The organism is Priestia sp. P5 (assembly GCF_029522155.1).
In the GTDB taxonomy this organism is placed as follows: Bacteria; Bacillota; Bacilli; order Bacillales; family Bacillaceae_H; genus Priestia; species Priestia megaterium_E.
Genome location: NZ_JAKWFJ010000001.1, coordinates 2,745,729 through 2,771,312, shown reverse-complemented (window position 1 = coordinate 2,771,312; position 25,584 = coordinate 2,745,729). Strand labels below are relative to the sequence as shown.

Annotated in this window: 31 protein-coding genes; 23 read left to right on the top strand and 8 right to left on the bottom strand. The window is 37.5% G+C overall.

What is annotated here, in order from left to right:
• Positions 1 to 2: 2 nt before the first annotated feature.
• The 8 genes from cbiB to rarD all read left to right on the top strand — a co-directional run bounded on the left by cbiB (position 3) and on the right by rarD (position 5,947).
• The gene (gene cbiB, locus MMB69_RS14815) at positions 3 to 989 is read left to right on the top strand and encodes an adenosylcobinamide-phosphate synthase CbiB (protein WP_277447909.1); all 987 of its coding nucleotides are present in this window, start codon (positions 3 to 5) and stop codon (positions 987 to 989) included.
• A complete protein-coding gene (gene cobD, locus MMB69_RS14810) occupies positions 964 to 2,043 on the top strand; it encodes a threonine-phosphate decarboxylase CobD (RefSeq protein WP_277447908.1) in 1,080 nt (359 codons plus the stop codon). Before cbiB ends, cobD begins: the two co-directional genes overlap by 26 nt.
• On the top strand, positions 2,040 to 2,600 hold the full coding sequence (locus MMB69_RS14805; RefSeq protein ID WP_277447907.1) for a bifunctional adenosylcobinamide kinase/adenosylcobinamide-phosphate guanylyltransferase: 561 nt from the start codon (positions 2,040 to 2,042) through the stop codon (positions 2,598 to 2,600). Before cobD ends, MMB69_RS14805 begins: the two co-directional genes overlap by 4 nt.
• On the top strand, positions 2,597 to 3,370 hold the full coding sequence (gene cobS, locus MMB69_RS14800) for an adenosylcobinamide-GDP ribazoletransferase (protein ID WP_277447906.1): 774 nt from the start codon (positions 2,597 to 2,599) through the stop codon (positions 3,368 to 3,370). The genes MMB69_RS14805 and cobS overlap by 4 nt, the downstream gene beginning before the upstream one ends.
• Positions 3,328 to 3,942, top strand: coding sequence for a histidine phosphatase family protein (locus MMB69_RS14795; protein WP_221782758.1), 615 nt, complete (start codon positions 3,328 to 3,330; stop codon positions 3,940 to 3,942). Before cobS ends, MMB69_RS14795 begins: the two co-directional genes overlap by 43 nt.
• The gene (locus MMB69_RS14790; RefSeq protein WP_153252470.1) at positions 3,894 to 4,319 is read left to right on the top strand and encodes a bifunctional adenosylcobinamide kinase/adenosylcobinamide-phosphate guanylyltransferase; all 426 of its coding nucleotides are present in this window, start codon (positions 3,894 to 3,896) and stop codon (positions 4,317 to 4,319) included. Before MMB69_RS14795 ends, MMB69_RS14790 begins: the two co-directional genes overlap by 49 nt.
• Positions 4,316 to 4,885: a cob(I)yrinic acid a,c-diamide adenosyltransferase gene (locus MMB69_RS14785; RefSeq protein ID WP_029714471.1), complete on the top strand. Its 570-nt coding sequence runs from the start codon at positions 4,316 to 4,318 to the stop codon at positions 4,883 to 4,885. The genes MMB69_RS14790 and MMB69_RS14785 overlap by 4 nt, the downstream gene beginning before the upstream one ends.
• A gap of 135 nt (positions 4,886 to 5,020) precedes the next feature.
• Positions 5,021 to 5,947: an EamA family transporter RarD gene (gene rarD / locus MMB69_RS14780; RefSeq protein ID WP_277447904.1), complete on the top strand. Its 927-nt coding sequence runs from the start codon at positions 5,021 to 5,023 to the stop codon at positions 5,945 to 5,947.
• A 91-nt stretch (positions 5,948 to 6,038) separates the two neighbouring features.
• On the opposite strand, the gene MMB69_RS14775 is transcribed toward rarD, so the two are convergent.
• The gene (locus tag MMB69_RS14775) at positions 6,039 to 6,365 is read right to left on the bottom strand and encodes a MerR family transcriptional regulator (RefSeq protein ID WP_013082852.1); all 327 of its coding nucleotides are present in this window, start codon (positions 6,363 to 6,365) and stop codon (positions 6,039 to 6,041) included.
• 294 nt (positions 6,366 to 6,659) lie between these two features.
• Between MMB69_RS14775 and MMB69_RS14770 the strand changes: the two genes are divergently transcribed.
• The gene (locus MMB69_RS14770) at positions 6,660 to 6,818 is read left to right on the top strand and encodes a hypothetical protein (RefSeq protein ID WP_013056708.1); all 159 of its coding nucleotides are present in this window, start codon (positions 6,660 to 6,662) and stop codon (positions 6,816 to 6,818) included.
• A 32-nt stretch (positions 6,819 to 6,850) separates the two neighbouring features.
• On the opposite strand, the gene MMB69_RS14765 is transcribed toward MMB69_RS14770, so the two are convergent.
• Positions 6,851 to 7,771, bottom strand: coding sequence for a CobW family GTP-binding protein (locus tag MMB69_RS14765; protein WP_269871579.1), 921 nt, complete (start codon positions 7,769 to 7,771; stop codon positions 6,851 to 6,853).
• 253 nt (positions 7,772 to 8,024) lie between these two features.
• Between MMB69_RS14765 and panE the strand changes: the two genes are divergently transcribed.
• The gene (panE, locus tag MMB69_RS14760) at positions 8,025 to 8,954 is read left to right on the top strand and encodes a 2-dehydropantoate 2-reductase (RefSeq protein WP_221782765.1); all 930 of its coding nucleotides are present in this window, start codon (positions 8,025 to 8,027) and stop codon (positions 8,952 to 8,954) included.
• A complete protein-coding gene (locus MMB69_RS14755; protein ID WP_277447901.1) occupies positions 8,954 to 9,754 on the top strand; it encodes a GIY-YIG nuclease family protein in 801 nt (266 codons plus the stop codon). Before panE ends, MMB69_RS14755 begins: the two co-directional genes overlap by 1 nt.
• A 50-nt stretch (positions 9,755 to 9,804) precedes the next feature.
• Here MMB69_RS14755 and MMB69_RS14750 read toward each other — a convergent pair whose 3' ends face one another.
• A complete protein-coding gene (locus tag MMB69_RS14750; RefSeq protein WP_016763842.1) occupies positions 9,805 to 10,116 on the bottom strand; it encodes a hypothetical protein in 312 nt (103 codons plus the stop codon).
• 243 nt (positions 10,117 to 10,359) lie between these two features.
• On the opposite strand from MMB69_RS14750, the gene MMB69_RS14745 reads away from it, so the two are divergent.
• Genes MMB69_RS14745 through proC form a run of 4 tightly spaced genes read left to right on the top strand, consistent with a single transcriptional unit; the run spans position 10,360 to position 13,134 of the window.
• Positions 10,360 to 11,247 carry a 5'-3' exonuclease gene (locus MMB69_RS14745; RefSeq protein ID WP_277447900.1) on the top strand — a complete coding sequence of 296 codons (888 nt, stop codon included), beginning with the start codon at positions 10,360 to 10,362 and terminating at the stop codon, positions 11,245 to 11,247.
• Positions 11,248 to 11,293: 46 nt separating this feature from the next.
• On the top strand, positions 11,294 to 11,641 hold the full coding sequence (locus tag MMB69_RS14740) for a YojF family protein (RefSeq protein ID WP_013056714.1): 348 nt from the start codon (positions 11,294 to 11,296) through the stop codon (positions 11,639 to 11,641).
• A 23-nt stretch (positions 11,642 to 11,664) separates the two neighbouring features.
• Entirely contained in the window at positions 11,665 to 12,327 is a 663-nt protein-coding gene (gene bshB2, locus MMB69_RS14735) for a bacillithiol biosynthesis deacetylase BshB2 (protein WP_013056715.1), read from the top strand.
• 3 nt (positions 12,328 to 12,330) lie between these two features.
• Positions 12,331 to 13,134 carry a pyrroline-5-carboxylate reductase gene (gene proC / locus MMB69_RS14730; RefSeq protein WP_277447898.1) on the top strand — a complete coding sequence of 268 codons (804 nt, stop codon included), beginning with the start codon at positions 12,331 to 12,333 and terminating at the stop codon, positions 13,132 to 13,134.
• 158 nt (positions 13,135 to 13,292) lie between these two features.
• Here the strand turns inward: proC and MMB69_RS14725 are convergent, their stop codons facing one another.
• A complete protein-coding gene (locus MMB69_RS14725; RefSeq protein WP_221782775.1) occupies positions 13,293 to 13,691 on the bottom strand; it encodes a thiol-disulfide oxidoreductase DCC family protein in 399 nt (132 codons plus the stop codon).
• A 41-nt stretch (positions 13,692 to 13,732) separates the two neighbouring features.
• Between MMB69_RS14725 and MMB69_RS14720 the strand changes: the two genes are divergently transcribed.
• Positions 13,733 to 14,254 (top strand): anti-sigma factor, encoded by a 522-nt coding sequence (locus tag MMB69_RS14720; protein WP_277447897.1) that lies wholly within the window; start codon positions 13,733 to 13,735, stop codon positions 14,252 to 14,254.
• 85 nt (positions 14,255 to 14,339) lie between these two features.
• Here MMB69_RS14720 and MMB69_RS14715 read toward each other — a convergent pair whose 3' ends face one another.
• A complete protein-coding gene (locus tag MMB69_RS14715) occupies positions 14,340 to 14,774 on the bottom strand; it encodes an Hsp20/alpha crystallin family protein (RefSeq protein ID WP_221782777.1) in 435 nt (144 codons plus the stop codon).
• Between the two features lie 229 nt (positions 14,775 to 15,003).
• Here MMB69_RS14715 and MMB69_RS14710 point away from each other — a divergent pair, with 229 nt between their 5' ends.
• On the top strand, positions 15,004 to 15,384 hold the full coding sequence (locus MMB69_RS14710; protein ID WP_013056721.1) for a replication termination protein: 381 nt from the start codon (positions 15,004 to 15,006) through the stop codon (positions 15,382 to 15,384).
• 374 nt (positions 15,385 to 15,758) lie between these two features.
• Positions 15,759 to 16,037, top strand: coding sequence for an AbrB/MazE/SpoVT family DNA-binding domain-containing protein (locus MMB69_RS14705; protein ID WP_025752053.1), 279 nt, complete (start codon positions 15,759 to 15,761; stop codon positions 16,035 to 16,037).
• An 86-nt stretch (positions 16,038 to 16,123) separates the two neighbouring features.
• Here the strand turns inward: MMB69_RS14705 and MMB69_RS14700 are convergent, their stop codons facing one another.
• Entirely contained in the window at positions 16,124 to 17,497 is a 1,374-nt protein-coding gene (locus MMB69_RS14700; protein WP_016763847.1) for an MATE family efflux transporter, read from the bottom strand.
• 220 nt (positions 17,498 to 17,717) lie between these two features.
• Here MMB69_RS14700 and MMB69_RS14695 point away from each other — a divergent pair, with 220 nt between their 5' ends.
• Positions 17,718 to 18,470 (top strand): SDR family NAD(P)-dependent oxidoreductase, encoded by a 753-nt coding sequence (locus tag MMB69_RS14695; RefSeq protein ID WP_221782779.1) that lies wholly within the window; start codon positions 17,718 to 17,720, stop codon positions 18,468 to 18,470.
• Between the two features lie 31 nt (positions 18,471 to 18,501).
• On the opposite strand, the gene MMB69_RS14690 is transcribed toward MMB69_RS14695, so the two are convergent.
• Entirely contained in the window at positions 18,502 to 20,013 is a 1,512-nt protein-coding gene (locus tag MMB69_RS14690) for a phytoene desaturase family protein (RefSeq protein ID WP_277447896.1), read from the bottom strand.
• A 136-nt stretch (positions 20,014 to 20,149) separates the two neighbouring features.
• On the opposite strand from MMB69_RS14690, the gene MMB69_RS14685 reads away from it, so the two are divergent.
• Positions 20,150 to 21,253 carry a glycosyltransferase family 2 protein gene (locus MMB69_RS14685; protein WP_277447895.1) on the top strand — a complete coding sequence of 368 codons (1,104 nt, stop codon included), beginning with the start codon at positions 20,150 to 20,152 and terminating at the stop codon, positions 21,251 to 21,253.
• Complete coding sequence (locus MMB69_RS14680) at positions 21,196 to 21,714, top strand: glycosyl-4,4'-diaponeurosporenoate acyltransferase CrtO family protein (RefSeq protein WP_277447894.1); 519 nt, start codon at positions 21,196 to 21,198, stop codon at positions 21,712 to 21,714. Before MMB69_RS14685 ends, MMB69_RS14680 begins: the two co-directional genes overlap by 58 nt.
• On the opposite strand, the gene MMB69_RS14675 is transcribed toward MMB69_RS14680, so the two are convergent.
• Positions 21,711 to 22,163, bottom strand: a complete 453-nt coding sequence (locus MMB69_RS14675) for a hypothetical protein (protein WP_013082868.1) — start codon at positions 22,161 to 22,163, stop codon at positions 21,711 to 21,713. The genes MMB69_RS14680 and MMB69_RS14675 overlap by 4 nt on opposite strands.
• A gap of 669 nt (positions 22,164 to 22,832) precedes the next feature.
• On the opposite strand from MMB69_RS14675, the gene ltaS reads away from it, so the two are divergent.
• Positions 22,833 to 24,770: a lipoteichoic acid synthase gene (gene ltaS, locus MMB69_RS14670; protein ID WP_013056729.1), complete on the top strand. Its 1,938-nt coding sequence runs from the start codon at positions 22,833 to 22,835 to the stop codon at positions 24,768 to 24,770.
• Between the two features lie 166 nt (positions 24,771 to 24,936).
• A complete protein-coding gene (locus tag MMB69_RS14665) occupies positions 24,937 to 25,581 on the top strand; it encodes a 5-bromo-4-chloroindolyl phosphate hydrolysis family protein (protein ID WP_221782787.1) in 645 nt (214 codons plus the stop codon).
• Positions 25,582 to 25,584 lie beyond the last annotated feature (3 nt).

Below are 25,584 nucleotides of genomic sequence, written 5' to 3'. Positions count from 1 at the left end.
AAGTGAGTATTACACAAGCGATAATTGCACACATGACGGCCATGACGATTGCTTTAGTAATTGACCGAATTATAGGCGACCCTGAAAATTGGCCGCATCCCGTTCGTTGGTTTGGCAAGTGGATTTATTGGATGGATTCCAGATTAAATAAAGGTGCAGGAAAACGATTCAAAGGATTTCTTCTTGTGATAAGTATGGCTGTGCTCGCAGGAGTTGTTCCCTTTTTGTTCCTCCATGCTTTATACGAAGTTCATTTTATACTAGGTGTTTTAGTAGAGGGCGTAATGATTGCGACTACTATATCCACTCGTTCTTTAAGCGAAGCTGCTTATAAGGTACAAAAGCCGCTTCAGCTAGGAGATATGGAGAAAGCTAGATATGAAGTAAGCATGATTGTGGGACGAGATACAGATCGTTTGTCAGAAGGAGAAATTGCCAGAGCGACGGTAGAGACCGTGGCTGAAAATACAAGTGATGGTATTACAGCTCCGCTTTTTTATGCATTTATAGGAGGAGGAGCCCTAGCCTTTTTTTACCGAGCTATTAACACATGCGATTCAATGGTTGGGTATAAAAATGAACGCTACTTTCTGTTCGGCTATTTTAGTGCAAAAACCGATGACGTATTAAACTATATTCCAAGTCGGTTAACTGCAGTGGTGATGACCGCTGTTAATGTAGCAAAAAGCCAGTATTCTCTTTGGCATGTAACGAGTTTGATTAAGCGCGATGCTAAGAAGCATCCAAGTCCAAATAGCGGATACGGGGAAAGCGCAGTGGCTGCTCTTTTAGGTATTCAACTAGGCGGGCTTAATACATATAAAGGCATAGAATCTAATCGTGCAAAAATGGGTGAACCACTCATTCCCCTGCAAGCCGGTCATATTGAACAAGCTGTTTTCATTATGAAAAGGACGGTCTATGCTACGTGGTTATTATATCTTTTGTTAGGAGGAGTTATTAGTGCTATTACCTACACATGGAGCTAATCCTACTGTCTTTTTAAAAGCAATAGGGGCCAAGAATTTATCGCATCTAAAAGACTTTAGCGTGAACACAAATCCTTTAGGGGCTCCCCTTGTGCTTCACGAAAAGTGGAACAAATTCAAGGATGCAGCGTTTAGTTATCCTGATCCCCAAGTAACAGACCTGAAAAATAAACTTGCAGCTCATCATCATGTTTCAGCTGCTCAAGTGCTGCCTACAAATGGCGCCGCTGAAGCGTTTTTCCTTATTGCTTCGTTATTTTCAGGAGAGAAAGCAGGGATTGTACAGCCGACTTTCGTTGAATATGAACAGGCAAGTAAAGCTTATGGATGTGAAGTGACATACGTTCCTTTAGCTGAAGAAAATGGCTGGAGCTGGGATATAGAGTTGATTATGAGCATTCTTCCGGACATAAAAGTACTGTGGATTTGCCATCCAAATAATCCAACGGGCGTTATGTATAGTCATGAGGAATGGATGAAAGTAGTAAAAGCTGCTGCTCATCATGGTACATACTTAATGATTGATGAGGCATTTATTGATTTTGTCGAACATCAGCCTTCATTTGATTCTCTTGTTCTGGATTATGAGCATATTATTGTTGTGCGTTCCATGACAAAGATGTTTAATATTGCCGGGCTTCGTCTTGGCTATATTTTGGCAAATGAAAAAATCATTAGCAAGATGTCTAAAAAGCAGCCTCCTTGGAGTGTAAATGGATTGTCGCAGCAAGTAGGAATGATATGTGTGGATGAAAAAGATTTTGTGAAAAAAACCGTACATTATATTAAACAAGAACGGGAACGGATCTTGAGTCAACTAAAGGAATGGGGGCTTTTGGTTTCTCCTTCTCAAACAAACTATTATCTTTGCAGCGTTCCGTCTTCTATTAAAACGCGCGAATGGCTGGTCTATTTAGCAAGCCATGGCGTGGTAGCTCGTCATACTGAAAACTTCCCATTTTTAAATGGACGCTATATCCGTTTGGCTGTGAAAACGAAAGAAGAAAATGACTATTTACTTAACGTAATCAAACAAGGACTCGATGAAATATGATCATCTTTATTAGCGGAGGCGTTCGAAGCGGCAAATCAGGTGCAGCGGAGAACATGGTTCAAACCTTTTGTACAAAGCGCGCTGTTTATATTGCCACAAGCCGGCAAACAGATAGTGAAATGAAAAAACGCATCCAGCTTCATCAAACAGAACGCCAAGCAGCGAACACGCCTTGGGTAACGATCGAACAGTCTGTAGATTTACAACAAATTCTGCCAAATCTTCAAAGTGATGATGCTATACTTTTGGATTGTGTCACGAACTGGCTTGCCAATGAGCTTTTTTTAACAGAAAAAAGGTGGCAAACAAAAGAGGGCAAACAAGAGGTTTTTCGTCATATGATAAAAGCGCTCGATAAGCTGTTTATGCGGTCTCAGACGGTTGTGCTAGTATCTAATGAACTGTTTGAAGCGGGCGTATTAGAGGAGCCCACATATAGCTATATGAAGATGTTAGGAAAATTACATCAGTATATTGTAGAAAAAGCAGATGTGGCTATTTGTGTAGAAGCGGGAATTTATCGTTTTAAAAAAGGAAAGGAATGTGTAGATAAATGAAAGAATGGATAGCCATACTACGAATTTCTCTCCAGTTTTTTACAATTTTACCGCTAGCTAAAACCGTTCAATGGACTGAAAAAAGGACGGCACGCTCGCTTTTTGTGCTGCCGTGGATTGGTATGTTACTAGGCTTGATGTTTTATAGCTTTTTACAGCTGCTTCAATCTTCACCTATCACTACGATTGTTGATAGTATTTTAGTTTTGCTTTTACCGCTTATCTTAACGGGTGGTCTTCATTTAGACGGCTGGATGGACGTAAGCGATGCGTATTTTTCTCATCAGTCAAAGGAAAAAAAACTGCAGATTTTAAGTGATCCGCACGTTGGGTCTTTTGCTATTCTTTCTCTTATGGTTCTGCTGCTGCTGCGTTTTAGTGCGATCTATGAATTAGCGTCTCTTTCTTCTTTATCAATTTGGGCATGCTTAGTTGTCTTTACACTTCCAAGAATTGGAACAGCCTTTTTGTTGATGAGAGATAAGCCCGCTAAAGATACGGGTCTGGCTGCTTATTTTCAAAAAGGAGTCACCAAACGGTCTATTTATGGATTTATCATCATGAGCCTATTCTTAGTTGCTATTTTCGCTGTTTTTATGGACAATAAATTCATTATTCTTTTCTTTGCCGGTTTTTTATGGCTTTGGATACGGTTTTATCGTTCGCAGTTTGGTGGGGTAACAGGAGATGTTATAGGGGCAACCATTGAAGGAGGAGAAACGTTTTTATGGATAATTCTTTGGTTATCACATGTATTCGTCACGGCATGACGCTTGAAAATCAACAAAAAAAATATATAGGGTGGAGTGATCCGCCTTTAAGTACAGAAGGGAAAAATGAATTAAAAGAGCTTTTTCTAGAACCTCAGCTCGTTATTTCCAGTGACTTAAAAAGAGCGCTAGAAACAAGTTCAGTTGTTTTTCCTAAATCTCAGGTGGTTAGAAGTAAAAATTGGCGTGAGCTGCATTTTGGAGATTGGGAAGAGAAGACGTATGAAGATTTAAAAAACATACGGGCGTATAGAGATTGGATTAACCACTGGACAGAACATACGCCTCCGAATGGTGAAAGCTTCTCAGGCTTTTCAAACCGAGTTTGGGAAGCGTGGGAAGAAGCGGTGGATTTGGCGGCCAGTCAGCAATTGCATCACATTGCTATTGTTTCACACGGCGGACCACTGCGTTTACTTGCATCCCATTTTAAACAGACAGCGTCGCTTTGGGATGTTTCTTTTTCTTACGGAGAAGGTTTTTCAGTAGCGTGTACATACAAACAGGCAAAGGAGAGAAGAGCATGCATTTCGTATTCGGCGGTGCATTTACCGGCAAAAGAAAATGGGTGAAGCAGCATTATGCCAGTGAGTCGATAAAATGGCATTGTTTGTATGAAGACCCTGTTTTACCAGCGTTTGAGTTCGAAGAAAGTTACATTGTGCTAGAAGGATTTGAGCACTATGTTAAGGAATTAATACATAGCGAGCTGGAGTCTCCGCACCTTGTTATTAAAAAGTTAATACAGAAGTGGAGAGACAGCGGTGTATGGGAACAGTTAATAGTGATTGGAACTGAAGTCGGCAAAGGGATTGTTCCTTTAGATGCAACAGAGCGGCAGTGGAGAGATGAATGCGGGTATTCGTATCAGTATTTAGCAGCACATGCCCGGAAAGTAGATCACATTTGGTACGGAATTGCTAATCGATTGAAGGAGGAAATACAATGAACATTTACACAAAAACAGGGGACAAAGGGCAGACAAGCTTAATTGGAGGAAGAGTAAATAAAGATGATATTCGAGTGGAAGCATACGGTACGATTGATGAGCTAAATGGCTTTGTAGGTCAAGCGATTTATCAGCTGGATGAAACAACATTAAAAGATGTAAAAGAAGAGCTAATTACGATTCAACATGAGCTTTTTGACTGTGGAAGTGATTTAGCATTTGCAAAAGATGATCATCCGTACAAAGTAACAAACGACATGATATCTGTACTTGAAAAACGCATTGATGTCTATATGTCAGAAGCGCCGGCCATTGAGCGTTTTATTTTACCTGGAGGCACACCTGCAGCGACAACGCTTCATATTTGCCGGACGATTACACGCCGCGCAGAACGGCTTGTTGTTGGCGTGCAGCGTGAGCATAAAATTAATGTGGCGGTGCTTCAGTATTTAAATCGTTTATCCGATTATTTCTTTGCTGCGGCTCGAATCGCTAACGCGCGAGAAAATGTACAAGACGTAGAGTATATTCGCAGTGCCAAAGTATTTAAACAGCCTAAAAAATAACGTATAAAAAACGGTCGAGCTAAAAGCGATCGTTTTTTTTATGAGCTATTTCGATAGGCAAAATAAAGCTATAAAAAAGAGGTAAATGCATCTATAATGATAAGAGACAGAGAGATAAAGAAAAGAGGTTGAGAAATGAATCAAGATTCTAAACGAGCAGGTATTGTTTATACAGCCAGCGCTTACGTTATGTGGGGGCTTTTTCCGCTTTACTGGAAGCTTCTTGGCGAAGTGCATGCGAATGAAATACTCGCTCACCGCGTTATATGGTCATTTGTTTTTATGCTTTTACTTTTGCTTGTGACCAAGCAAATGAGTTCTTTAAAGAAGACGCTTGGTTTATTATTTCGTAATACGAAACAAGCGGTCATTTTATTTGTGGCTTCAGTGCTGATCAGTATCAACTGGTTCGTTTACATTTGGGCGGTTAACCATAATCATATTATTGAAACAAGTTTAGGTTACTACATCAATCCGCTCGTTAGTATTTTGCTTGGTATAGTCGTTTTAAAAGAGAAGCTTAATTTTTGGCAGGGTGCTTCTGTTGGATTGGCTGCTATAGGTGTTATCGTTATGACAGTTACATACGGACATATCCCATGGGTATCATTAAGCTTAGCGTTTAGCTTTGGTTTGTACGGTCTTGTAAAAAAGACTATTCAATTAGAAGCAAAAGTAGGATTAACGATTGAAACGATGATGGTTGCACCTATTGCAGTTATTTATTTTATTTTTCTTTTAGTGAAAGGATCTTCAAGTTTTTCCCTTCAGTCGCTTGATGTGAGTGCTCTTTTAATTGGAGGCGGTGTTGCTACAGCTATGCCACTATTGTATTTCGCTAAAGGGGCCCCGCTTATTCCGCTATCGATGGTCGGTTTTTTACAGTACATTGCTCCTACCATGACGCTTTTATTAGGGGTATTCGTGTATCACGAACCGTTTTCTAGCGTGGAGATGATTGCCTTTTTGTTCATTTGGGGCGGATCGGTTATGTTCATTTTATCTAAAACTAAGTTCATGAGCTCTCATCAGCCGAAATTCTTTAAAGGGCGTTCAGCTTAACGGACAAAAAAGCGGATATCTTTAGATATGCGCTTTTTTGTCTGCCGTAAAGAAATAAAAACGGAGACGGAAAAGTCACCGTATGTATACTTTATAGCTTCCGCTTGAAATGAGCGTTCAACTGACCTTGAAGCATTTGGTTTTTTACTTCTTTCATTTTTCTCGCTTCATCTTTTTTAGCCAGTTCTGTGCGTATTTCACTCGTTTGAACTCCTTCTTCTATACGATCAGCAATATCCATTAATCGTTCGACGTCTGAAAACGAATATTTCCGGATACCCGTATTGGTTCGGTCCGGAAAGAGCAGGCTTCTTTTCTCATAGTAGCGAATTTGCCTTTCTGATAAACCGGTTAATTCTTTTACAATCCCAATAGACATGACTTTTTTATCTCGATATGACGCTTCATTCGTAGACAATCTCCCTCACCCCTGAGTACGTAGTAGTATGTTATTATAAAGGAAAAAAATACAAAAAATTATAACATGTAATACATTCTAACATATATATGTTATATTTTTGAATTACTATGTGAGAAAAAGTAACATAAATAATGAAATAGGGAAAAGAGTCCTATAAACTAATGATTAACTCGATCCTAAGTGGTTAACCATACAGGATAAAGCCTTGTGGTTAATCACTTGCTTTCAAAATGATGAATAGAAAATAAATGTGAGAATATACATAAATTCTAAAAGGGAAGGGCGTTTTACATGGCTGTGCAACAATTGAAAAAAGAAGAGATTATTGAGCTGGCAAAAGAAATTATTGAACTCGATTTGAAAAGAGATGAAAAATTTGAAGAATTGACAGAGTTAGCCGGAAATCGTGCATATGAAATTTTGCGCAGAGTACAAAATGCCTGTTTATAAGTAATAAAAAAATCCCGCCTAGAGCGGGATTTTTAATGAGATTGCTGTTCAAGATTAAATAATTCTTGTTTCATCATAGCGTGATCGAGGTTTTCCCCTATAAAGACAAGAGTGGTGGGCAGCTTCATCATTTCTTTCATATATAGAGGCATGCCGTATGAATATTGAAACGAATACGTATCATTCGAATGAGTGAAGCGCATATAGCCTTTAATGCGATAAATGGTATCTGGCATTTGGCGCAGCCAATTTTCAAATAATTCAAGATCCACTTTTTTTGTAAACTCATATACAAATGTTTTCAAATGAAGATGATCTTCAACATGAGCCTTATGGTGCGGCTGTTTTTGAGACAGCTGAGCTTTTTGAATCACATCAAGCTTCACGCGGGAAAATGTCGTTAATAATGTTATTGCACGAGCGTTAATGGATTGAATCTCAAAAAGCAGGGAAGACTTTTCTGACTCAGACAGCATGTCCGTTTTATTTAATAAAATTACATCCCCATGTCTTACTTGTTCTTGAAGAAGTTTTTGAAGTTGAATGCTTAAGGAACCACGTTCTTTCCACCTTGTTGCATCCAGTGTGGTGATAATACTTTTAATCGTAACTTGATGCGCAAAAAGAGGAGACATACAAGCATCTAATACTTCAATGGGATGGGCAACTCCCGTTGTTTCTATATAGATAGCATCCAATGTGTTCTCCTGTAAAAGTGAATGAAGCTGCGTTTCAAATTGACCTTGAATAGTACAGCACACGCAGCCATTTAGCAATTCTTTTAACGGCGTGTCTTCTTCTACTTCATTTGAGTCAATCGAAACTTGGCCAAGCTCATTCATCACAACAGCAATATTGCGATTACGATCTTTTTCTTGCTGAAGCAGCTGTTTAAGCAACGTTGTTTTTCCGCTGCCTAAAAATCCAGATAAAATGTAGATTTCTGTTTTCATTTCAGTCTCTCCTATGTAAATAACATTGTTTAAATCGAAATTTTTCCGATTACGGATTGGTAAATAGTATATCCAAGAGGGGATAAATGTCTAAGCATAAATTTTTATGCTTTTTTTGTATTCATTATAACAACTTTAAAAGCGCTATGGCTATCTTTTGTAAAAAACTCAAAATACAATGAAATAAGAATATTATAAAATTTCAAACTAGCTGTGCTACAATAAAAGAAAAAGAAAAAGGGGAGCAAAAGTTATGCGAATATTAGTTTTAGGCGCAGGCGGCGTTGGAGGTTACTTTGGAGGCAGGCTTGTGGAAAAAGGAGAGGATGTTACTTTTCTTGTCAGAGAACGAAGAAAAAAAGAGCTGGAACAAAATGGACTTGTTATTAAGAGCATACACGGTGACTTCACTTCACCTGTACAAGCTATTACAAAATCTGAGGTGAAAGAACCTTATGATGTTATTTTGTTCACAACTAAGGCTTATCATCTTAAACAAGCAATTGATGATGTGCGTCCTTTTGTAGGGAATCAGACAGTTGTCGTACCTTTGTTAAACGGTATGGCTCACGTGGGTCCTTTACAAGAAGCTTTTGGGGAAGAAAAAGTCATTGGGGGACTGTGCTTTATTGAGACGACTTTAAACAAAGATGGAGATGTCGTCCAGACGAGTCCTGCTCACAGACTTGTATTTGGTGAATTTAAGCAGAAGGAAACAGAAAGATCACAACTGATTGAGCAAGCGTTCAGTGGTACAAAGGCTTCGTTTGTAAAAAGTTCATATATTGAACAGGATATGTGGCATAAGTATTTATTTATTACGGTTATGTCAGGCATGACCACTCTTATGCGCGCACCTGTTGGCCCAGTCTTAGCAGCAAAAGGAGGTCGTCAGTTTGTACAAGAGCTTTTTAAAGAAGTTGAAAATATTATGATGGCATACGATGCCCCATTAGCTGAAGGGATTATTGAACAGCATATGAATACGATGGATAAAATGACGTATGACATGAAGTCATCGATGCAGCGTGATATGGAAAAAAGTTCTCAAATTGAAGGAGACCACCTTCAAGGATATTTGCTGACATTAGCTGAAAAATCGTCTATACACGTACCGCTTCTTCAAACTGTGTATACGCATCTAAAAGTGTATGAAGAAATGTTAAAAGGTTATCAAAAATAATGACAGTAAAAATCGATTTAGCAGTCATGCAAGTATTGCAAAAGCTGCTAAGTACAGCAGAAATAGGACAATTGCCTTCCGCTCCCGGCATTTATTTTTTCTTTGATAAACCCGGCAGGCTTTTATATATCGGAACAACGACGGGCTCTCTATCAGAAAGAGTAAGAGCTCACGTTGCAGGAAAAGGCGTTAGCAACACAAAAAAATTTCACAAAGAAATTTATGCTGTTGGATATATTGAAGTTCATGGATTAAAAAAAGAATTGGATATGCTGAGAACGATGCTTGTAAATGGTTATTTTCCAAAATACAATAAACAAGATGTAAAAAGAGAAAATGAATACGACATTTACACCGTTCACGGCAGAAGCCTCAGGGATACAAGAGTTGATAAGAAAAAAGTCTCCAAGCGAAAAACGGTGCTAAAGCCAACGTTAAAAGAGATAGAGATTTGTCAAGAAAACAGCGATATTACATATGCACGAGTCGCAAATATGAATGCTGAAGATCGAGTGAAAAAATTGTGGTCTTGTCAAGAAGCAGGGGCGCAGCTACATCTTCCGGAGTCGAAAGTGTTAGCAATAAGCGACCGGCTCTTAAAAGAGCAGTATACATTTCAGCGAGATATGAAAAAGAATATGATGTTTACGATGCGGGATTTAGTTGTTATTCAAGTGTTGTTAAATTTAAATCCGACTCATGACTTGAAAAAGAGAGAAATAAAGGAAGCCATCAGTTTAGTGCGTAAATTTGGCATAGAAGAAGCTCTTCGCATCTCTGAAAAATTACTCAAAACGTAATAAAATCCATGATCACAATGATCATGGATTTTATCATTTATCATTCACACTTAAGCTAATTCGTCAATAACTTTTGGTAGAGCCATAATGGAAATAACGCAAAGTGAACTGACAACTTGATGCATTTCAAAAATGGCAATGATGAATAACATCAGTGATATATATAATTGAAGGCCTTTTAATCCCCACGGCTTGCGATCGAAAAAAAAGTCGCTAAGTACAAATACAAAGAAAATGAGCGAACTGAACAAAATAATCATGGATGTAGACATGGAACGATCATAAGCAATGATAAATAACAAAGCGAGAAGCGACACAACAGATATAACTTTTAATGTTTTAATCATCGTGTTTTTATTCACTTTTTTCACCTTCATTTGTAGGATTGATCTTTCATCCTCATTTTATAGGATAGTCAAAAGTTCTAAAAGTCAAACGAATAAATCATAACAACAATTTAACATCTTTATACTACATTTACATTGAGAGAAAAAAATGGGCGTGTTTTGAGCTTTGTACCCTTCATTGACGCGTGCAAAGAACAAGTGCTATAGTATGTTTGCTCTAAAAGCTAAAGGAGCAAAGTTTTCAAAGGACGTGACTATGTGAACGAAACACTATTAGTAATTGATGGATTTAATTTATTAAGCCGCTGTTATTTTGCTACTTCTTATGGCAGAGATGAAGCAGCGTTGACAAGAAACAGTAAGGGCCAATTTACGAATGCCCTGAGAGTAACGATTCAAAAAATGCATGCATTGATTCATCAATATGAGCCAAGCCATATTTTCGTCGCTTGGGATGTTAAGCGCGAGGATACAAAACGTAAAGATACATACGCCCTATATAAGCAAACAAGAGCAGAGCTTCCTGAGCCGCTGATTCAGCAGTATGAAACGTTAAAACAATTTTTTGACACAGTAGGCATTTATCAAATGTCATTGTCTTCTTATGAAGCAGATGATTTAATTGGAGCACTTGTAAGCAAGTGGAGTAAGGAAAAGCAAAGTCCAGGGTACATCTATAGCAATGACCGAGACTTGCTTCAGCTCCTAGATCAACATATTTCGCAAATTATTGCCAAAAAGCAGGTTGGCGATCTTGTTTATGGCTTTAAGCACTTTCAAGAAGAATACAATATTCATCCTCGTCAATGGGTGGACGTAAAAGCATTGCTTGGTGACAAATCTGACAATATTCCGGGCGTTCCTGGTGTAGGAGAAAAAGCCGCACTGCCTCTTATTCAACAATATGGCTCTATCCATGAAATTTATGCACAAATTGAACAATTAGATCCAGCTTTTAATCGTTACAAAAAAAAGCTGGTCGAAGGAAAAGAACTAGGTATGCTTAGTCGTGAACTTGCTGAGATTATTATAGACATTCAAGAAATCAGTATGTTAACTTGGGGAGAATTAACATTTATGTATGATTATGAAAGATGGAATAAAGAAATTCAAAGTCTAGAACTAAACATTAGGATTCGCTCATGATTTTTAGTACAATACAATTTATGAACATGAGAAAGGAGTAACAAGCGTGCAACCAATTCATAAAGAAACAGTCCAAAAAAAAATACAAACATTTTTAAATAAAGACGTATATGTACACCTTGAAACGACAAACGGTGCATATGCTTCACACGTAAATGAAAAAGTAATGACAGTTGGGGCTTTTATTCGCAATGGTAAAGTCACTATTTCAAACGGAAAGATAACTGGAGAAGGTCCTTATCGTGTAGGTCTTCAAATTGATTTAGGATGGATTTATGCAGAGGGATTAACAGATTGGGAAATTGATGAAGAAGGCCGACTTCTTCTAGCTGGGCATGACTTTGAAGGTCGTTTAGCAGTTGCCCTTCAATTAAGTGAACATCCGTTTTCATAACAGAAAAGAGAGGAGAATAGAACATGGAAGAAAGATTATTAATTGTATTTCCGCATCCTGACGATGAAGCATATGGAGCGGCAGGAATGATCACGCAAGCTAGACAAAAAGGAACGCCCGTTACATATGCCTGTGTTACGCTAGGTGAAATGGGACGAAATATGGGTAGGCCGCTGTTTGCTAACCGTGAAACTTTACCTCAAATCCGAAAAAAAGAACTTTTAGATTTAGCGAACGTTTTAGATATTCAAGATTTGCGTATGCTAGGGCTTCGTGATAAAACGCTGGAATTTCTTGATATTGATGTTTTTGCAGATAAAATTGAAGAAATCATTAACGATGTAAAGCCGACTCACATTTTAACGCATTATCCTGGCTTTGCGGTACACCCTGATCATAATGCTACGGGTGCAGCTACGATTCAAGCGGTAAAACGTATGCCGAAAGAAAAGCGTCCGGTTGTTTGGTGTCATGCGTTTTCAAAAGATCGTATTGAACATATTGGAGAACCAGATGTTATTTTTGATGTAACAGCGATGAAAGATAAAAAAATTGAAGCGTTAAAAGCCCATCGTTCTCAAACAGAAGGAATGATGAACGCAATTGACTTCGACCGCTTATCTGACTATCCGCAAATGGAACGTTTATTAACTAGAGAAGAATTCTGGACATATAACTGGGAGTAACAGATGAAAAAACAGCGAATTTTATTTATTGGAGCAGGACGAATGGCTGAAGCTGTAGCGGCTGGTTTGGTTACGAGCAGCGCTGACAGTATTGAGGCAGTGGTGATGTCAAACAACGGAGATATTGAGCGGTTACAGCGTGTTGAAAAAACGTACGCCGTACAAACGACGCAAAATTGGCGTCAAGAAGTTAACAATTCGGATGTTATTATTTTAGCGATGCCTCCCAACGCCCATCCTTCCGTGCTCAAGGAACTTTCGACTCATTTAAATCAACAATTTGTCGTAACGTTAGCGGCAGGAATTGGTCCGAGTTACTTAGAAAATCACCTTCCGCAGAATACGCCTGTCGCTTGGATTATGCCAAATACAGCTGCTATGATTGGACAATCGATGTCTCTGTATACACTTGGAACTTTTGCCACAAAAGAGCATAAGGAAGTGCTTCAAATGATTTTAAAAGGAATTGGTGAAGCGCATGAGTGTTCAGAGAAAGAAGTACATGAGCTAACGGCTGTAACTGGCAGTGCACCGGCGTTTCTATATTATTTTGCAGAATCGTTAATTGATGCAACTACCGCTTACGGTGTGGACGAAAAAACAGCCAAAGATTTAGTTATTCAAATGATGTATGGCTCTGTACAGATGCTGCATGAAACCAAAGATCCTGCGTCTTTAAGAGAGCAAGTAACAACTCCAGGCGGCGCTACTGCCGAAGGGTTAAAAGTGATGAAAGAACAAGACTTCTCTTTAATAATGAAACAGGCAATTGAAGCAACGAATAAAAAAGCAATGGGTGAAAGTTAAAAAAACTCGTACAACCATATGTTAGCTGAAAAATCCGAACTATAGTTCAGCATTCTTTCATTAAAATGTTGAATCAGTTCGGATTTTTTAATGAATAGATTTTCTTAACATAAATATATTCCTCTTTAGAACTGTTTTTTTCTATATCCCAAGCCTTTTTAGTTATCAACAAACCGCTTTTTCGTATCAGAAGTTGGGAGCATGCAGTGTTGTTGTTTGCCAAACCACTTATATCGGTTGCGAGCGATCCAGTTGTATACTATATCTCGAATAGGCGCAGGAATGATAATGAAAGCATATAAAAATTTAACGGGTCCATCTAAGCGCTTGGCTATTTTTAAAGCAGCCGTTGATTTTACATATCTTTGGTTTCCATGAATATATACAATGCTGTCTAATTGCTCAGGAAGTAAGCCGTGAGAGGCTAGCTGCTGCTTTCCGAAATCTGATTGAAGAGAAGCGAAAGAAAACAAAGCTTGTTCATCATGTTTAATAATATATTGAATACTGCTATTACATAAATTACATATGCCATCAAAAAGAATCAAATGTTTCATTGGACAATTTCGCTCCTATTCCATAAAAAAAGTATAATTACTTGTCATTTTTGAAAAATAAAGGTACGTTTAAAAGATGTGAAAGTGATCCAAATTCAAAGGTAATTCGATTATATAATAAGGACTCATTGGTTACTATATCCATCATTATTGGATTAGCTGCGGCACTTCTTTTATCCTTTGCAGGAAACAGCTACTTTCTGTTGAAAGATGAAGACAAAGGCAAACAAGAACCAAATGTTTCGGTTGCTCCTCAAAATGAACCTCTTACATCTGAAAAAACAATGAAGTTGCAGGCAGAGCCGAACGTTTCTGGTGAAGCAACAGCATCTCTTACGAAAAAAGGTGGAAATTTAAATGTGGTCATTCAAGCGAATAACTTGAAAAACGTAAAGGGAAATGAAGTTTATCAGGTGTGGGGCATAAAAGGTGATACGCCTCATCCGGCAGGTGCTTTTGTAACAGATAAAAATGGAAACGGGACAGTGGTCTATACGATGAGCCAAAAAGAACAGACTGAAAAGTGGGATGTTATGGCGATTACTTTAGACGAATGCGAATAATAAGACGCCAGAAGGAAACATTGTGTTAAGTTCAGCGCTCTAACAAAAACCCTTCTGCTAACAGAAGGGTTTTTGTTACGTGCAGTTAATCCTCTTCAAATTGTATGGCAATGGTTTGGTCATTTTCTATCTTATTCAGTCGAATTTCCAATAATCCATTTTTGTACTTAGCGCGAACTGGTTCGTCTGTGTAGTGAAAAGGAAGTTTGACCGTGCGAGAAAATACGCCTGTATGGCGTTCGTTGAGCTTTAACTTTTGTTTAGATGCTTCATAAGCATAAGGAACGTTCCCTTCAACTGTTAATATATTTGCGTCCAACTTGATTTGAATGTCGTTAGTTGAATGCAGTCCAGGAACCTCAACGACGATAATGCCTTCTTTATCGGTTTCATATAAGTCGACGTTTGGAAATCGCTTTGGTAAGATGTGATTTAAATCGCTCCAAAAGTGATTTCCAAGCATATCTTCTACCTTATGCTGAATCGAACCCCAATCAATCTCTTCATATTTTTTACTCAAAGGAACCCCTCCTTATATTCACGTAAATTCCTTCTATATATATGAAAAAAAGAAAATTCAATGACTGCTTACAAAGAATGAGAAAAACGCGTAAATAAGTGAAAAAATGTGAGAAAAAAAAGAGATTTTGAGTGAAAAAGAAGGATTATGTAGAATAAAAAAAGTATAATTACGTATAGAGCTTTCTATTATCCTGAATGAAAGCAAGTATGTGAAGGAGGAAGTTGAGATGAGAGAAAAGCGTACATCCAGTGGTTTTCTATTAAAACAACGTGCTTTCTTAAAATTATATATGATTACAATGACAGAACAAGAGCGTCTGTATGGCCTTCGGTTATTAGATGTGTTGAGAGATGAATTTCGCCCTTTTGGGTTCAAACCTAATCACTCTGAAGTATACAAAGCTCTTCATGACTTGATTGAAGATGGTGTCCTCAAACAGGTGAAGCGTAAAAAAGAAGGAATGAAGCTTCAAGAAGTGGTTTATTATACATTTACAAATGAGGGAGAAGAGAAAGCTAAATTATATAAAAAACAATTAAAAGTAGAGCTGGAGCGGTGTGAAGCTATGATTCAAAAAGCTATTCGTGACAACTTCGGGTCCAAATGAACGTGTCTTTAGTTAGAAAAGACACGTTTTTTCTATAGCTGATTTTGTCGTCTTATGTCGGAATAAAAGTTATAAAATGGGTACAAAGTAGTGTAAAAGATGGATATATAGTTATATTATGGATAAAATACACACTTTTAACATATATGGATGAATTCGATTTTAAAGATTATGCACTATTCATAAATAGTGTACGAATTGATATGATACAAAGTGTATATAAATCTATTTAATGCGTTATTTGCCATATTTTAAGAACTTATAAACCGTTATCAGACCATCATTGAAGCATTTTGGTTTTAGCAACTCTGACGAATTTGACTAGATTTGTATCGAGAAGATATTATTTGTTTACTATGAAAGGAATGGATTTTATGAAGTCTACAGGAATTGTAAGAAAAGTAGATGAATTGGGTCGCGTAGTAATTCCTATTGAATTGCGCCGCATTTTAAATATCAACACAGGTGATCCAGTAGAAATATATGTTGATGAAGATATTATTATTTTACAAAAGTATAGCCCGTACGGTGCTTGCTTAGTAACTGGGGAAATTACGCGTGAAAACTTAACCTTTGGGAATGGAAACGTTGTGTTAAGTAAAAAAGGTGCGGAACAGCTTTTACAAGAGTTAGAGCGTACCTTAAATAAATAAGAAGTTTTAAGTCTTAGTATAAGGAAGAATATCAATCCATCTTTAAACCAAAAAAGAACGTTCTTTTGAGAACGTTCTTTTTTTGATTAAGCCGTTCGAGAAGATTTATTCTCCTCTAGCAGCTGCTTTTTTTGTATTTTTATCAAACGATACGCAAGTCCTGTTGCTCCTGCAGCAAGCCCCGCAATTAGTCCAATCCAATAGCCAAACGCCTGCAAATCGGTGTATTTTGCTAAAACAATGCCTAAAGGTAGACCAATTACCCAATAAGATACCAAGGACATTAAAAAGGTAACATTTACATCCTTATATCCTCGCAGAGCGCCTTGAATAGGAGCTTGAAGAGCATCAGAAAGCTGAAAGAAAATTGCATAAATCAAAAAATGAGAAGTTAATGCGAGTACCTCTGCATCTTTTGTATACAAAGAAGCTACTGATTCTCGAAGAGTAAATAAAAGACCTGCGCAAACAAAAGCCATGCCAACAGCGATAGTTACACCAATCCTGCTATAGCTTCGTGCATCTTGATGACGCTTAGCACCCGCTTCAAATCCCACAACAATCGTTAAAGCCATAGAAATACTCAGCGGAATCATATAGAGAAATGAGGCAAAATTAATAGCTGCTTGGTGAGAAGCGATTGTAATGGTATTATACGAGCTCATAAACAGCGTGACGGCTGAAAAAATACTTGTTTCAAAAAATACGGAAAAACCGATAGGTAAACCTATTTTTAATATTTCTTTCCAAGTAGAAAAAGAGATACGGTGAAATCTTTTAAATAAATCGAAGTTAGAAAAAGGTTCTTTTTTATGAATAATTACAATGGATACAATGAGTATGCACCAATACGTAACGGCAGTTGCATAACCGGAGCCTACTCCACCCAAGTGGGGGAAGCCTAGCTTACCGAAGATTAATACATAGTTTAAAGCTACATTAACCGGAAGCCCTAAAATGGTGATAAGCATAGACGTACGAGTTTGCCCTAAAGCATCAATAAAGTTTCGTAAAACCGTATAAATAAAAAGCGGAATAATACCAAAAGATAAAGCAATTAAATACTGTTTGGCAATGCGCATTACGTTTGCTTCTAAATTCATCCCTTTTAAAATAGGATCAACAACAAAAAAGCCGATTAAAATAATAACAACGGCCATTAAAATGGAGACATAAAGCCCTTGAATGACGGAGAACGGAACTTTTTTCTTTTGATTAGCTCCGACAAGCTGTGCAACAATTGGCGTAATAGACATTAAAATTCCGCTTAGCCCTGTAAAAACAGGTACCCATAAGCTTGAACCAATCGCTACCCCTGCCAAGTCGTCTGCGCTAACTCTTCCTGACATCATCGTATCAAAAAAAGTCATTGAAAACATTCCAAACTGGGTGACCAATATCGGAAATAAAATAAAAACGAACTGCTTAACTTTTTGAGACGTTGAAAACGTTTGTTGCATTAAAAAACCCCCAATTTGAAAACATTTACACCAAAAAGCATTATATCACGCCGTGGCTTGTTTTTGCTAAGAGTTCTGACAATAAATTCAAAGAACGTATCCATAAAACGCAGCGATTTAAAAGGAGTAAAAAGGTAAAACAGTATATGATTTTAATTTTGGCATGCAGTGAGCTATGATAGAAAGTATAGCAATTATCATTTAACGTGGAGGGATACGTGTGGATTTACAGTTGCAAAATAAAAATGTACTTATTACCGGTGGGTCAAAAGGAATTGGGAAGGCTATTGCTGCCTCGTTTATTCAAGAAGGAGCAAACGTTGGAATTGCGGCAAGAGGAGAGGAAGCGTTACAGGATGCACAGTCAGAATTAGAAAACGTACGTACATATACAGCAGACCTAACAAACGAATCAGACAGAGTTGCATTAATCGAGAAATTCATTAAAGATTTCGGAAGCATTGATATTTTAATTAATAACGCTGGAGGAAGTAATGGAAGCAAGGCCATGGAAACAGATTTATCCCTTTTCAAAGAAGCGATGGAGCTTAACTATTTTTCAGCTGTCCACTTGAGCAAGCTAGCAGCAGCTCGTATGACAAAAGATGGGGCAATCGTTAATGTGACGTCTATTTTCGGGAGAGAAAGTGGAGGGAAAGTCACGTACAATAACGCAAAAGCAGCGCTTATCAGCTTTACAAAGTCGTTTGCAGATGAAATGATTTCTAAAGGAATTCGTGTAAATGGAGTAGCGCCGGGAAGTATTTTGCATGAAACGGGTAATTGGAAAAAAAGAATGGATGAAAATCCGGAGAAGATTAAGCAGTTTGTTGAAAATGAAATACCAGCAGGACGCTTTGGAGAGCCGGAAGAAGTGGCAAACGCCGTTGTTTTTTTAGCATCTTCTCAAGCTTCATGGATAGTGGGTGCGACGTTAAACGTAGACGGTGGACAGTCAAAAATGAACTTTTAAAAAAAGTGCAGGAATTTCCTGCACTTTTTCATTATCCAATATCTTTTTGCATACGAGGAATCTGAAAATCTTCATTAATTGCGTCCGCTGTAAGCTGACCTGATAATGTCACCATTGGCACGCCGCCTCCAGGGTGTGTAGAGCCGCCCACAAAATAAAGGTTAGAAAGAAGCTGACTTCTTGCCGGAATTTTAAAACCTCCATTTTTCTTACGGTCAGTTGCTACGCCATAAATGGACCCGCCGTTAGCACCGTAAAGCTCTTGGATATCATTGGGAGTAAACGTATATTCAAACTCAATGCTTGAACGCAAGTCTTCTAATCCCATTGCCTCAAGCTTTTTCAATACGACATCACGGTAGCGGTCTTTTAATGCAGCCCAGTCGTCGCCTTCCTTTAAAGGAGGTACATGAGTAAGAACGAACAGGTTTTCTTTTCCTTCAGGAGCTTGCGTAGGGTCTGATTTAGACGATACGCCAACGTAAATTGTCGGATCCATGGCTATTTTCCCTTTGTTAAAGATTGTATCAAACTCTTCTTTCTGATCCTTTGAGAAGAAGAAATTATGATGTTGAAGCTGCTTGTACTGTTTGTTAACCCCTAATAAAAGAACAAGGCCAGAAACGGTAGGTTCGAATTTAGCAAGCTGCTGAGTTTGCTTAGCTGCTTGCGTATGATCTTTTAATAAATAGCGGTAAGTTGGAATTGCTTCTAGATTAGATACCACAATATCTGCTGATAGATTCTCACCATTTTTTAGTGTAATTCCAGTTGCCTTTGCTCCGCTTGTTGTGATTTCTTTTACTTGCGTATTTAGATGCACAGTGACGCCAAGTTCTTGAAGGAGCTTATCCATCGCTTCAGCGATTTTGTACATTCCGCCTTTTACGTAATAAATACCTAATCCTAGCTGAACGTGAGCAAGCTGTGTTAATACAGCTGGTGCATGATAAGGAGAAGAACCGATGTACATAATTAAAAAATTAAACAATTGACGCAAATGTTTGTTTGAAAAATATTTGCGTGTAGTAGCATCCATAGATCTCATTGGATCCATTTGAAGCAGTTCTTTTACCGTATGCATCGTTCGTAAATCGTGCAGTCCAGATAAACTTTTTTTATAAAAACTTTTTAAGTTCGATTCATACATTTTATTTGCATAAGATAAATAGTCAAAAAAACCTTCAACGTCTTCTGGAGCAAGTTCTTGAAGCTGCTGAAGCATGCGAGGAAGGTCACTGGTCAAATCAATTTGTGTTCCATCTTGGAAAAAAGTTCTCCACTGAGGCTCAATTCGTTCTATTGTTAAGTAGTCGTGGATCTTGCGGCCTGCACTTTCAAACAGCTGCTCTAGCACCCACGGCATTGTTAAAATAGAAGGTCCCGTATCGAAAGAAAATCCTTTGCCGCTGCGAATATTTAACTTACCGCCAATTCGCTCGCTTTTTTCAACGACTGTTACATCATATCCATCAGCTGACAGACGAATAGCAGCTGACAGACCACCTAAACCTGCGCCTACAACAATTACTTTCTTTTTCATCTTTTTCCTCCTTATAAAACAAAAGCGAGTTGTCAACAATGTGTATAAAATGACTTCACGCAAAATAAAAATAGGTCTACAACTTTTTATTTTGTCCAGTTCGCTAATTTTCATACGTGAAGGAAAGGAGAAAGAGATGTCTTTTTTACTGGTTGCTCTTGTTTTGACAGGTACGCTTGTCAGCACTATACCTACATTTAAACGTGTAAAAATAGTAAGAAACGATATGTCATGTTTGTCCATTATTATTCCAGCTAGAAATGAAGAAAGAAACCTTACCTTTTTATTGCAGTCACTCCAGTTAGGGAACGCTGACTTTGAAGTGATTGTTGTAGATGACAACTCAACAGATAATACTGAGAGGGTAGCCAAAGCATTTGGCGTAAAAGTAGTGCACCCAGGAACACTTCCAGCTGGGTGGCTAGGAAAGTCATGGGCATGCTGGAATGGAGCACGAGAAGCAAAAGGCTCGGTGCTTTTGTTTTTAGATGCTGATATTACAGTAGAGAAAGACGGAATTGAAAAAGTCTTTTTCTACTATCAACAGCAAGGGGGGGTGCTGTCAGTTCATCCTTATCACCTTGTTAAGAGGCCTTATGAAATGTTTTCTGCTTTATTTCACTATGTTACGTTTGCATCAATTGGCGCGTTTCATCCCTTTAAAAATTGGAAAAGTCCTTCTGTCGGTTTCGGGCAGTGCTTGCTTTGCAGCGCAGCCTCCTACTTTCAAAGCGGAGGCCACGAAGGGATAAAAAAAGAAGTGGTGGAAAATATGGCGCTGGTTGAAAAAATGAACAAACAAGGTGAATTTATCACGTGTATGAGTGGACAGGGAGCTCTTTCCATGCGCATGTATCCAAATGGTATGAAAAGCCTTATAAGAGGGTGGAGTAAAAGTTTTGCTTCAGGTGCGGGGAAAACGGAAGCCATTTATTTATTTCTAGTAAGCTTGTGGCTTACTAGCATGATTAATTATGTCCTTTTTTTACCTACTCTATGGAATCAACATGCAGGCTTGGCAATTAGCAGCTATGTTTGCTATGTAAGTCTTTTATTTAATAGCTTAAGAAAAATAGGTTCGTTTAATTTTTTTTCTTTGTGCTTATTTCCTATTCATGTGCTATTTTTTCTGGGGCTATTCGTATGGTCTTTCATCCAAACAGCGGTGAGAAAGCAAGTTAAATGGAAAGAACGCAGCATATCTATAGAAGAAGAAAAAAAGAAGAAAGTGATAAAATGACAGGTGCTCAGCTCTTAATTAATATCATGGCATGGTTTGTGATTCACATGTTCATCGCCTACAGATGCACAAAAATTTCTGCTTTTTATTTAAAAAAGGAACTTGCGCTGTTTAAGGTTCAAAGCTGGGAAACAGTTGGGATATATAAAAAATTCGGGGTGCACCGATGGAAAATGTGGCTTCCTGATGCAGGAAAGCTATTTAAACGAGGATTTTATAAAAAGAAATGGGAGAGTAGAACGAAGGAATATGCACAGCTTTTTTTAATTGAAACAAATCGAGCAGAGTTAACTCACTGGATCAGCATACTTCCTTCTATTCTTTTTTTTATATGGAACTCTCCTTCTATAGGTGTTTGGATGGTTATTTATGCGATTGTTGCAAACGTACCGTTTATTTTGGTTCAACGATATAATCGAATACGGATTCATCAAGTCGTTTTGAAACTCAAACGAAATTAATTAACGTGTCTTTGGCTCCGAGTAGGGGCCTCGGTTTTTATTTTTTTCTCTTTATTCGAAGACAATAACCTCTTGGATAAAAGAAAAAAAGAAGCAAAGGCGATATAAATACTAAAAAAGACTAAAAACCCCCATAAACCTGCTATGGCATCATCAAATTCCATATTGCCCCGGGTAGTAATTCCTTGCTGAATTTCAATGGCAAAAACTAAGACAAGCATAACGGTAAGGGTATAGATAAAGGAAATAGCTGTAATACTAAATTTCCATTTTGACAATAATTTAAAGATCATATAAACGCTTAAAAACGTGAGCAGTCCAATAATGCCAATAATCCAAAAGTGAAGTTCTTTATCTGAAAGAGAAAATCCTAGTAAATAAAAAATATAAATTAATCCGTCGTGCAATACATTAATAATATTTGTAATGAAAACAATACATTCTTTCATTTTTTCTCCTTTATAAAAATGTAAGACGTTTAAACTGCCAGGCATACAAGCATGCATAGCCCGTACTCATTCCAATTTTATATAAAAAATGCACTTTCTAGATCAGACGTTAAAGAGATCTGAAATTTCAAATAATATTTATAATTTATATTATAAACAAAAAGATAAAAAAATAAAAATTTTCGATGCAAACTGACACATTTTTTTCATATTTAAAGAAAGAAATAACTCAAAATATGTGGTTTACTGTAGAAAGAAAAGAAAATAAGAGGTATTGATATAACAAATATTCACAAGTGCTTTTATGCATTCTCTTGTAAAGTAGAAGGAAAACTAAGGCAAGTGTTAAATTTATATGTATAGTGGACAAAATAAAAAATAAATATAAAATAGTGAAACTTAAAGAGAAGCTGTCCGTATTAAATAGTGAGAAGAAAAAAGCACAGGATACATTTGTGTTTAAAAGCCGATAGAGCTGGGAATAAGAAAGTAGTTATTTTCTCACGTTTGGTGAAAATTATACGTAGCGGTGTTGACAATTTTTTTTAAAGAGTTAAAATGTGAAAGAACAGATTAGCTCTCTTACATTTTTTGTAAGAGAGATTTCTTTTTACATTTACTATAAAAATAAAAGTGAGCTTAAATTTCAATAGAGACAGAGGTGGGAATATGAAACAGCTCATGACAAACGGTAAAAATATTTTTTCGAAACAGCTGCCGTTATTTCTAATTGCAGTTTTGTTGTTTTGGATTAAAACGTATACCGTTTATCGTATCGAATTTAACTTAGGGCTAGATAATTTTATGCAAAAGTTCTTACTTTTCATAAACCCAATTGGTTCGGCAATTTTCTTTTTTGCCATTGCATTACTATTTAAAGGGCGCGGAAAAGTACGAGCACTGCTTGGAATGAATTTTTTACTTTCATTCATCCTGTACGCAAATGTAGTATACTATCGCTTCTTTAATGATTTTATTACTGTTCCTGTATTGACTCAGTCAAACAACTTTGGTCAATTAGGCGGCAGTGCCATGGCTTTAATTAGCCCAACTGATATTTTATACTTCACAGATTTCTTTATTCTTTTAGTTTTAGTACTATGGAAAAAAGTTGACTTACCAGCAACAATTAGTCGACGTACTGTGACAGGTGTATTTTTATCAGGGATTTTATTCTTAAGTGCCAACATCGCACTAGCGGAAATGGATCGTCCTCAACTATTAACGAGAACATTTGACCGCAACTATTTAGTAAAATATTTAGGAACGTATAACTATACGATCTATGACATCATCCAGAGCTCGAAATCTTCAGCACAGCGCGCGCTAGCAGATAGCAGTGATGTGGCTGAGGTAGAGAACTATGCAAAAGCAACATATGCTGAGCCGAACAAAGAATATTTCGGTCAGGCAAAAGGCAAAAACGTTATCTATATTTCATTAGAGTCACTTCAGTCATTTATGATTGGTTATAAGTTAAATGGTGAAGAAGTAACGCCATTCTTAAATTCACTATTAAAAGATCAGAACACAATGTATTTCGATAACTTCTTCCATCAAACAGGGCAAGGTAAAACGTCAGATGCTGAATTCATGATGGAGAACTCATTATTCGGCTTACCTCAAGGTTCTGTATTTACAACAAAAGCAAATAACACCTATCAGTCGCTGTCTGGTATTCTAGATCAGCAAGGCTATACAACATCTGTGTTCCACGGAAATGGAAAATCGTTCTGGAACCGTGACGAAATGTATAAATCAATGGGTGTAGAAAAATTCTTTGATTCAGCTTATTACAATATGTCGGACGAAGATACGCTGAACTATGGTTTAAAAGATAAACCATTCTTTAAAGAATCAATGCCGTATCTAAAAGGCTTAAAGCAGCCATTTAGCGCGAAGTTCATTACGTTATCAAACCACTTCCCTTATCCGCTAGATAAGGAAGACCAAACGATTGGACCTCACAATACGGGAGATAAGTCAGTTGACCAATACTTCCAAACGGCTCGTTATTTAGACGAATCAATCAAGCAATTCTTTGAGGATTTACAGGCCTCTGGCTTAGCAGATAATACGATGGTCGTGATGTACGGTGACCACTACGGTATTTCTGAAAACCATAAGCGTGCAATGGGCAAAGTAATGGGTAAAAACATCAATGATTTTGAACAAGCTCAGCTGCAGCGCGTACCATTATTTATTACTTCACCAGGCCTTAAAGGCGGCGTAAATCATACGTATGGTGGAGATGTAGATGTTCGTCCAACAGTGATGCATTTATTAGGTCTTGATACAAAAGACTATATTGACTTTGGTACAGACTTATTATCAAAAGAACATCAGCAAGTTGTACCTTTCCGTAACGGTGACTTTGTTACACCTAAGGTAACAAAAGTTGATCAGAAAGTGTATGACAACGCAACGGGCAAGCAGCTTTCAGATAAGGAAGCGAAACAGTATGATAAGTATGATGAACTAGTTAAGAAAAAGCTAGAACTATCAGATAAACTTGTTTACGGAGATTTACTCCGCTTTCATACACCAGAAGGGTTCAAACCAATTGAACGCTCGAAGTATGATTACAACAAGCGCGAAGATCAATAAAAAACAGGCAGCTTTTAATAGCTGCCTGTTTTTTTGTTTTGTGAAACCTTTAAAGGTTTTATCCGTATATAAATTATAACAGTAATCGTTTTAAGAGACGGGAAGACAATGGTATAATATGTATACGTTTAAAAGTTCGGTCACATTTGAGATAGGAGTGAAAGCGATGAAAGTCGTTCGAATCATAAAAAAGATTCTTGCCATTTGGGTAACAGGAGCAGTAGCCGTTCCGGTCAGCTATTTTGGATTTAGTACCACGATGATTCAGTCCTTTGGCATTAGTATAGGAGTAATGGTCGTGATGAGCCTGTTTTTTATTATGAGCAGTGTTCGACGTCATTATCAAAATCCGTATAGAGAAGAAATTGCATACGTTCGTCATCAAGTAAAAGAGGCAAGAAAGCAATTAAGAACCATTGGAAGCTATCGTTTTAAAATTCGGTCTGTTCATATGTGGACAGAACTTTCTAAACTATACAAAGTAGGTAAAAGCATCATTGAAATGGTAGAAAAAGAGCCCGCACGATATAAAGATGTTCAGCCCTTTTTTACGAACTACTTACAATCAACGGTTACCGTCATTGAAAGGTATATGTTTTTATTATCAAAACCAACGAAAAGCATAGAAGTAAAAGAAAGTCTTCATGAAGCGGAAGACATGCTGCGCGGGTTATCAGGGAAGTATGAGCATTTATTAACAAATGCCCTTTCACAAGATAAGCTGACATTAGATGTAGAGCTTAAAGTGCTAAAACAAGCATTTGAAGAGGAGCAGCCGTATATACCGACAGCTACTAATCGCACAAAGTAATGT

Bases quoted from the DNA above. Each gene is read 5' to 3' on its own strand.
- proC (WP_277447898.1), top strand. From the start codon at position 12,331: ATGAAAAAACAGCGAATTTTATTTATTGGAGCAGGACGAATGGCTGAA.
- MMB69_RS14710 (WP_013056721.1), top strand. From the start codon at position 15,004: ATGAGAGAAAAGCGTACATCCAGTGGTTTTCTATTAAAACAACGTGCT.
- cobS (WP_277447906.1), top strand. From the start codon at position 2,597: ATGAAAGAATGGATAGCCATACTACGAATTTCTCTCCAGTTTTTTACA.
- MMB69_RS14665 (WP_221782787.1), top strand. From the start codon at position 24,937: ATGAAAGTCGTTCGAATCATAAAAAAGATTCTTGCCATTTGGGTAACA.
- MMB69_RS14685 (WP_277447895.1), top strand. From the start codon at position 20,150: ATGTCTTTTTTACTGGTTGCTCTTGTTTTGACAGGTACGCTTGTCAGC.
- MMB69_RS14705 (WP_025752053.1), top strand. From the start codon at position 15,759: ATGAAGTCTACAGGAATTGTAAGAAAAGTAGATGAATTGGGTCGCGTA.
- MMB69_RS14805 (WP_277447907.1), top strand. From the start codon at position 2,040: ATGATCATCTTTATTAGCGGAGGCGTTCGAAGCGGCAAATCAGGTGCA.
- rarD (WP_277447904.1), top strand. From the start codon at position 5,021: ATGAATCAAGATTCTAAACGAGCAGGTATTGTTTATACAGCCAGCGCT.
- MMB69_RS14675 (WP_013082868.1), bottom strand. From the start codon at position 22,163: ATGAAAGAATGTATTGTTTTCATTACAAATATTATTAATGTATTGCAC.
- MMB69_RS14690 (WP_277447896.1), bottom strand. From the start codon at position 20,013: ATGAAAAAGAAAGTAATTGTTGTAGGCGCAGGTTTAGGTGGTCTGTCA.
- ltaS (WP_013056729.1), top strand. From the start codon at position 22,833: ATGAAACAGCTCATGACAAACGGTAAAAATATTTTTTCGAAACAGCTG.
- MMB69_RS14790 (WP_153252470.1), top strand. From the start codon at position 3,894: ATGCATTTCGTATTCGGCGGTGCATTTACCGGCAAAAGAAAATGGGTG.
- MMB69_RS14755 (WP_277447901.1), top strand. From the start codon at position 8,954: ATGACAGTAAAAATCGATTTAGCAGTCATGCAAGTATTGCAAAAGCTG.
- MMB69_RS14785 (WP_029714471.1), top strand. From the start codon at position 4,316: ATGAACATTTACACAAAAACAGGGGACAAAGGGCAGACAAGCTTAATT.
- MMB69_RS14700 (WP_016763847.1), bottom strand. From the start codon at position 17,497: ATGCAACAAACGTTTTCAACGTCTCAAAAAGTTAAGCAGTTCGTTTTT.
- panE (WP_221782765.1), top strand. From the start codon at position 8,025: ATGCGAATATTAGTTTTAGGCGCAGGCGGCGTTGGAGGTTACTTTGGA.
- MMB69_RS14795 (WP_221782758.1), top strand. From the start codon at position 3,328: ATGGATAATTCTTTGGTTATCACATGTATTCGTCACGGCATGACGCTT.
- MMB69_RS14765 (WP_269871579.1), bottom strand. From the start codon at position 7,771: ATGAAAACAGAAATCTACATTTTATCTGGATTTTTAGGCAGCGGAAAA.
- MMB69_RS14725 (WP_221782775.1), bottom strand. From the start codon at position 13,691: ATGAAACATTTGATTCTTTTTGATGGCATATGTAATTTATGTAATAGC.
- bshB2 (WP_013056715.1), top strand. From the start codon at position 11,665: ATGGAAGAAAGATTATTAATTGTATTTCCGCATCCTGACGATGAAGCA.
- MMB69_RS14680 (WP_277447894.1), top strand. From the start codon at position 21,196: ATGGAAAGAACGCAGCATATCTATAGAAGAAGAAAAAAAGAAGAAAGT.
- MMB69_RS14770 (WP_013056708.1), top strand. From the start codon at position 6,660: ATGGCTGTGCAACAATTGAAAAAAGAAGAGATTATTGAGCTGGCAAAA.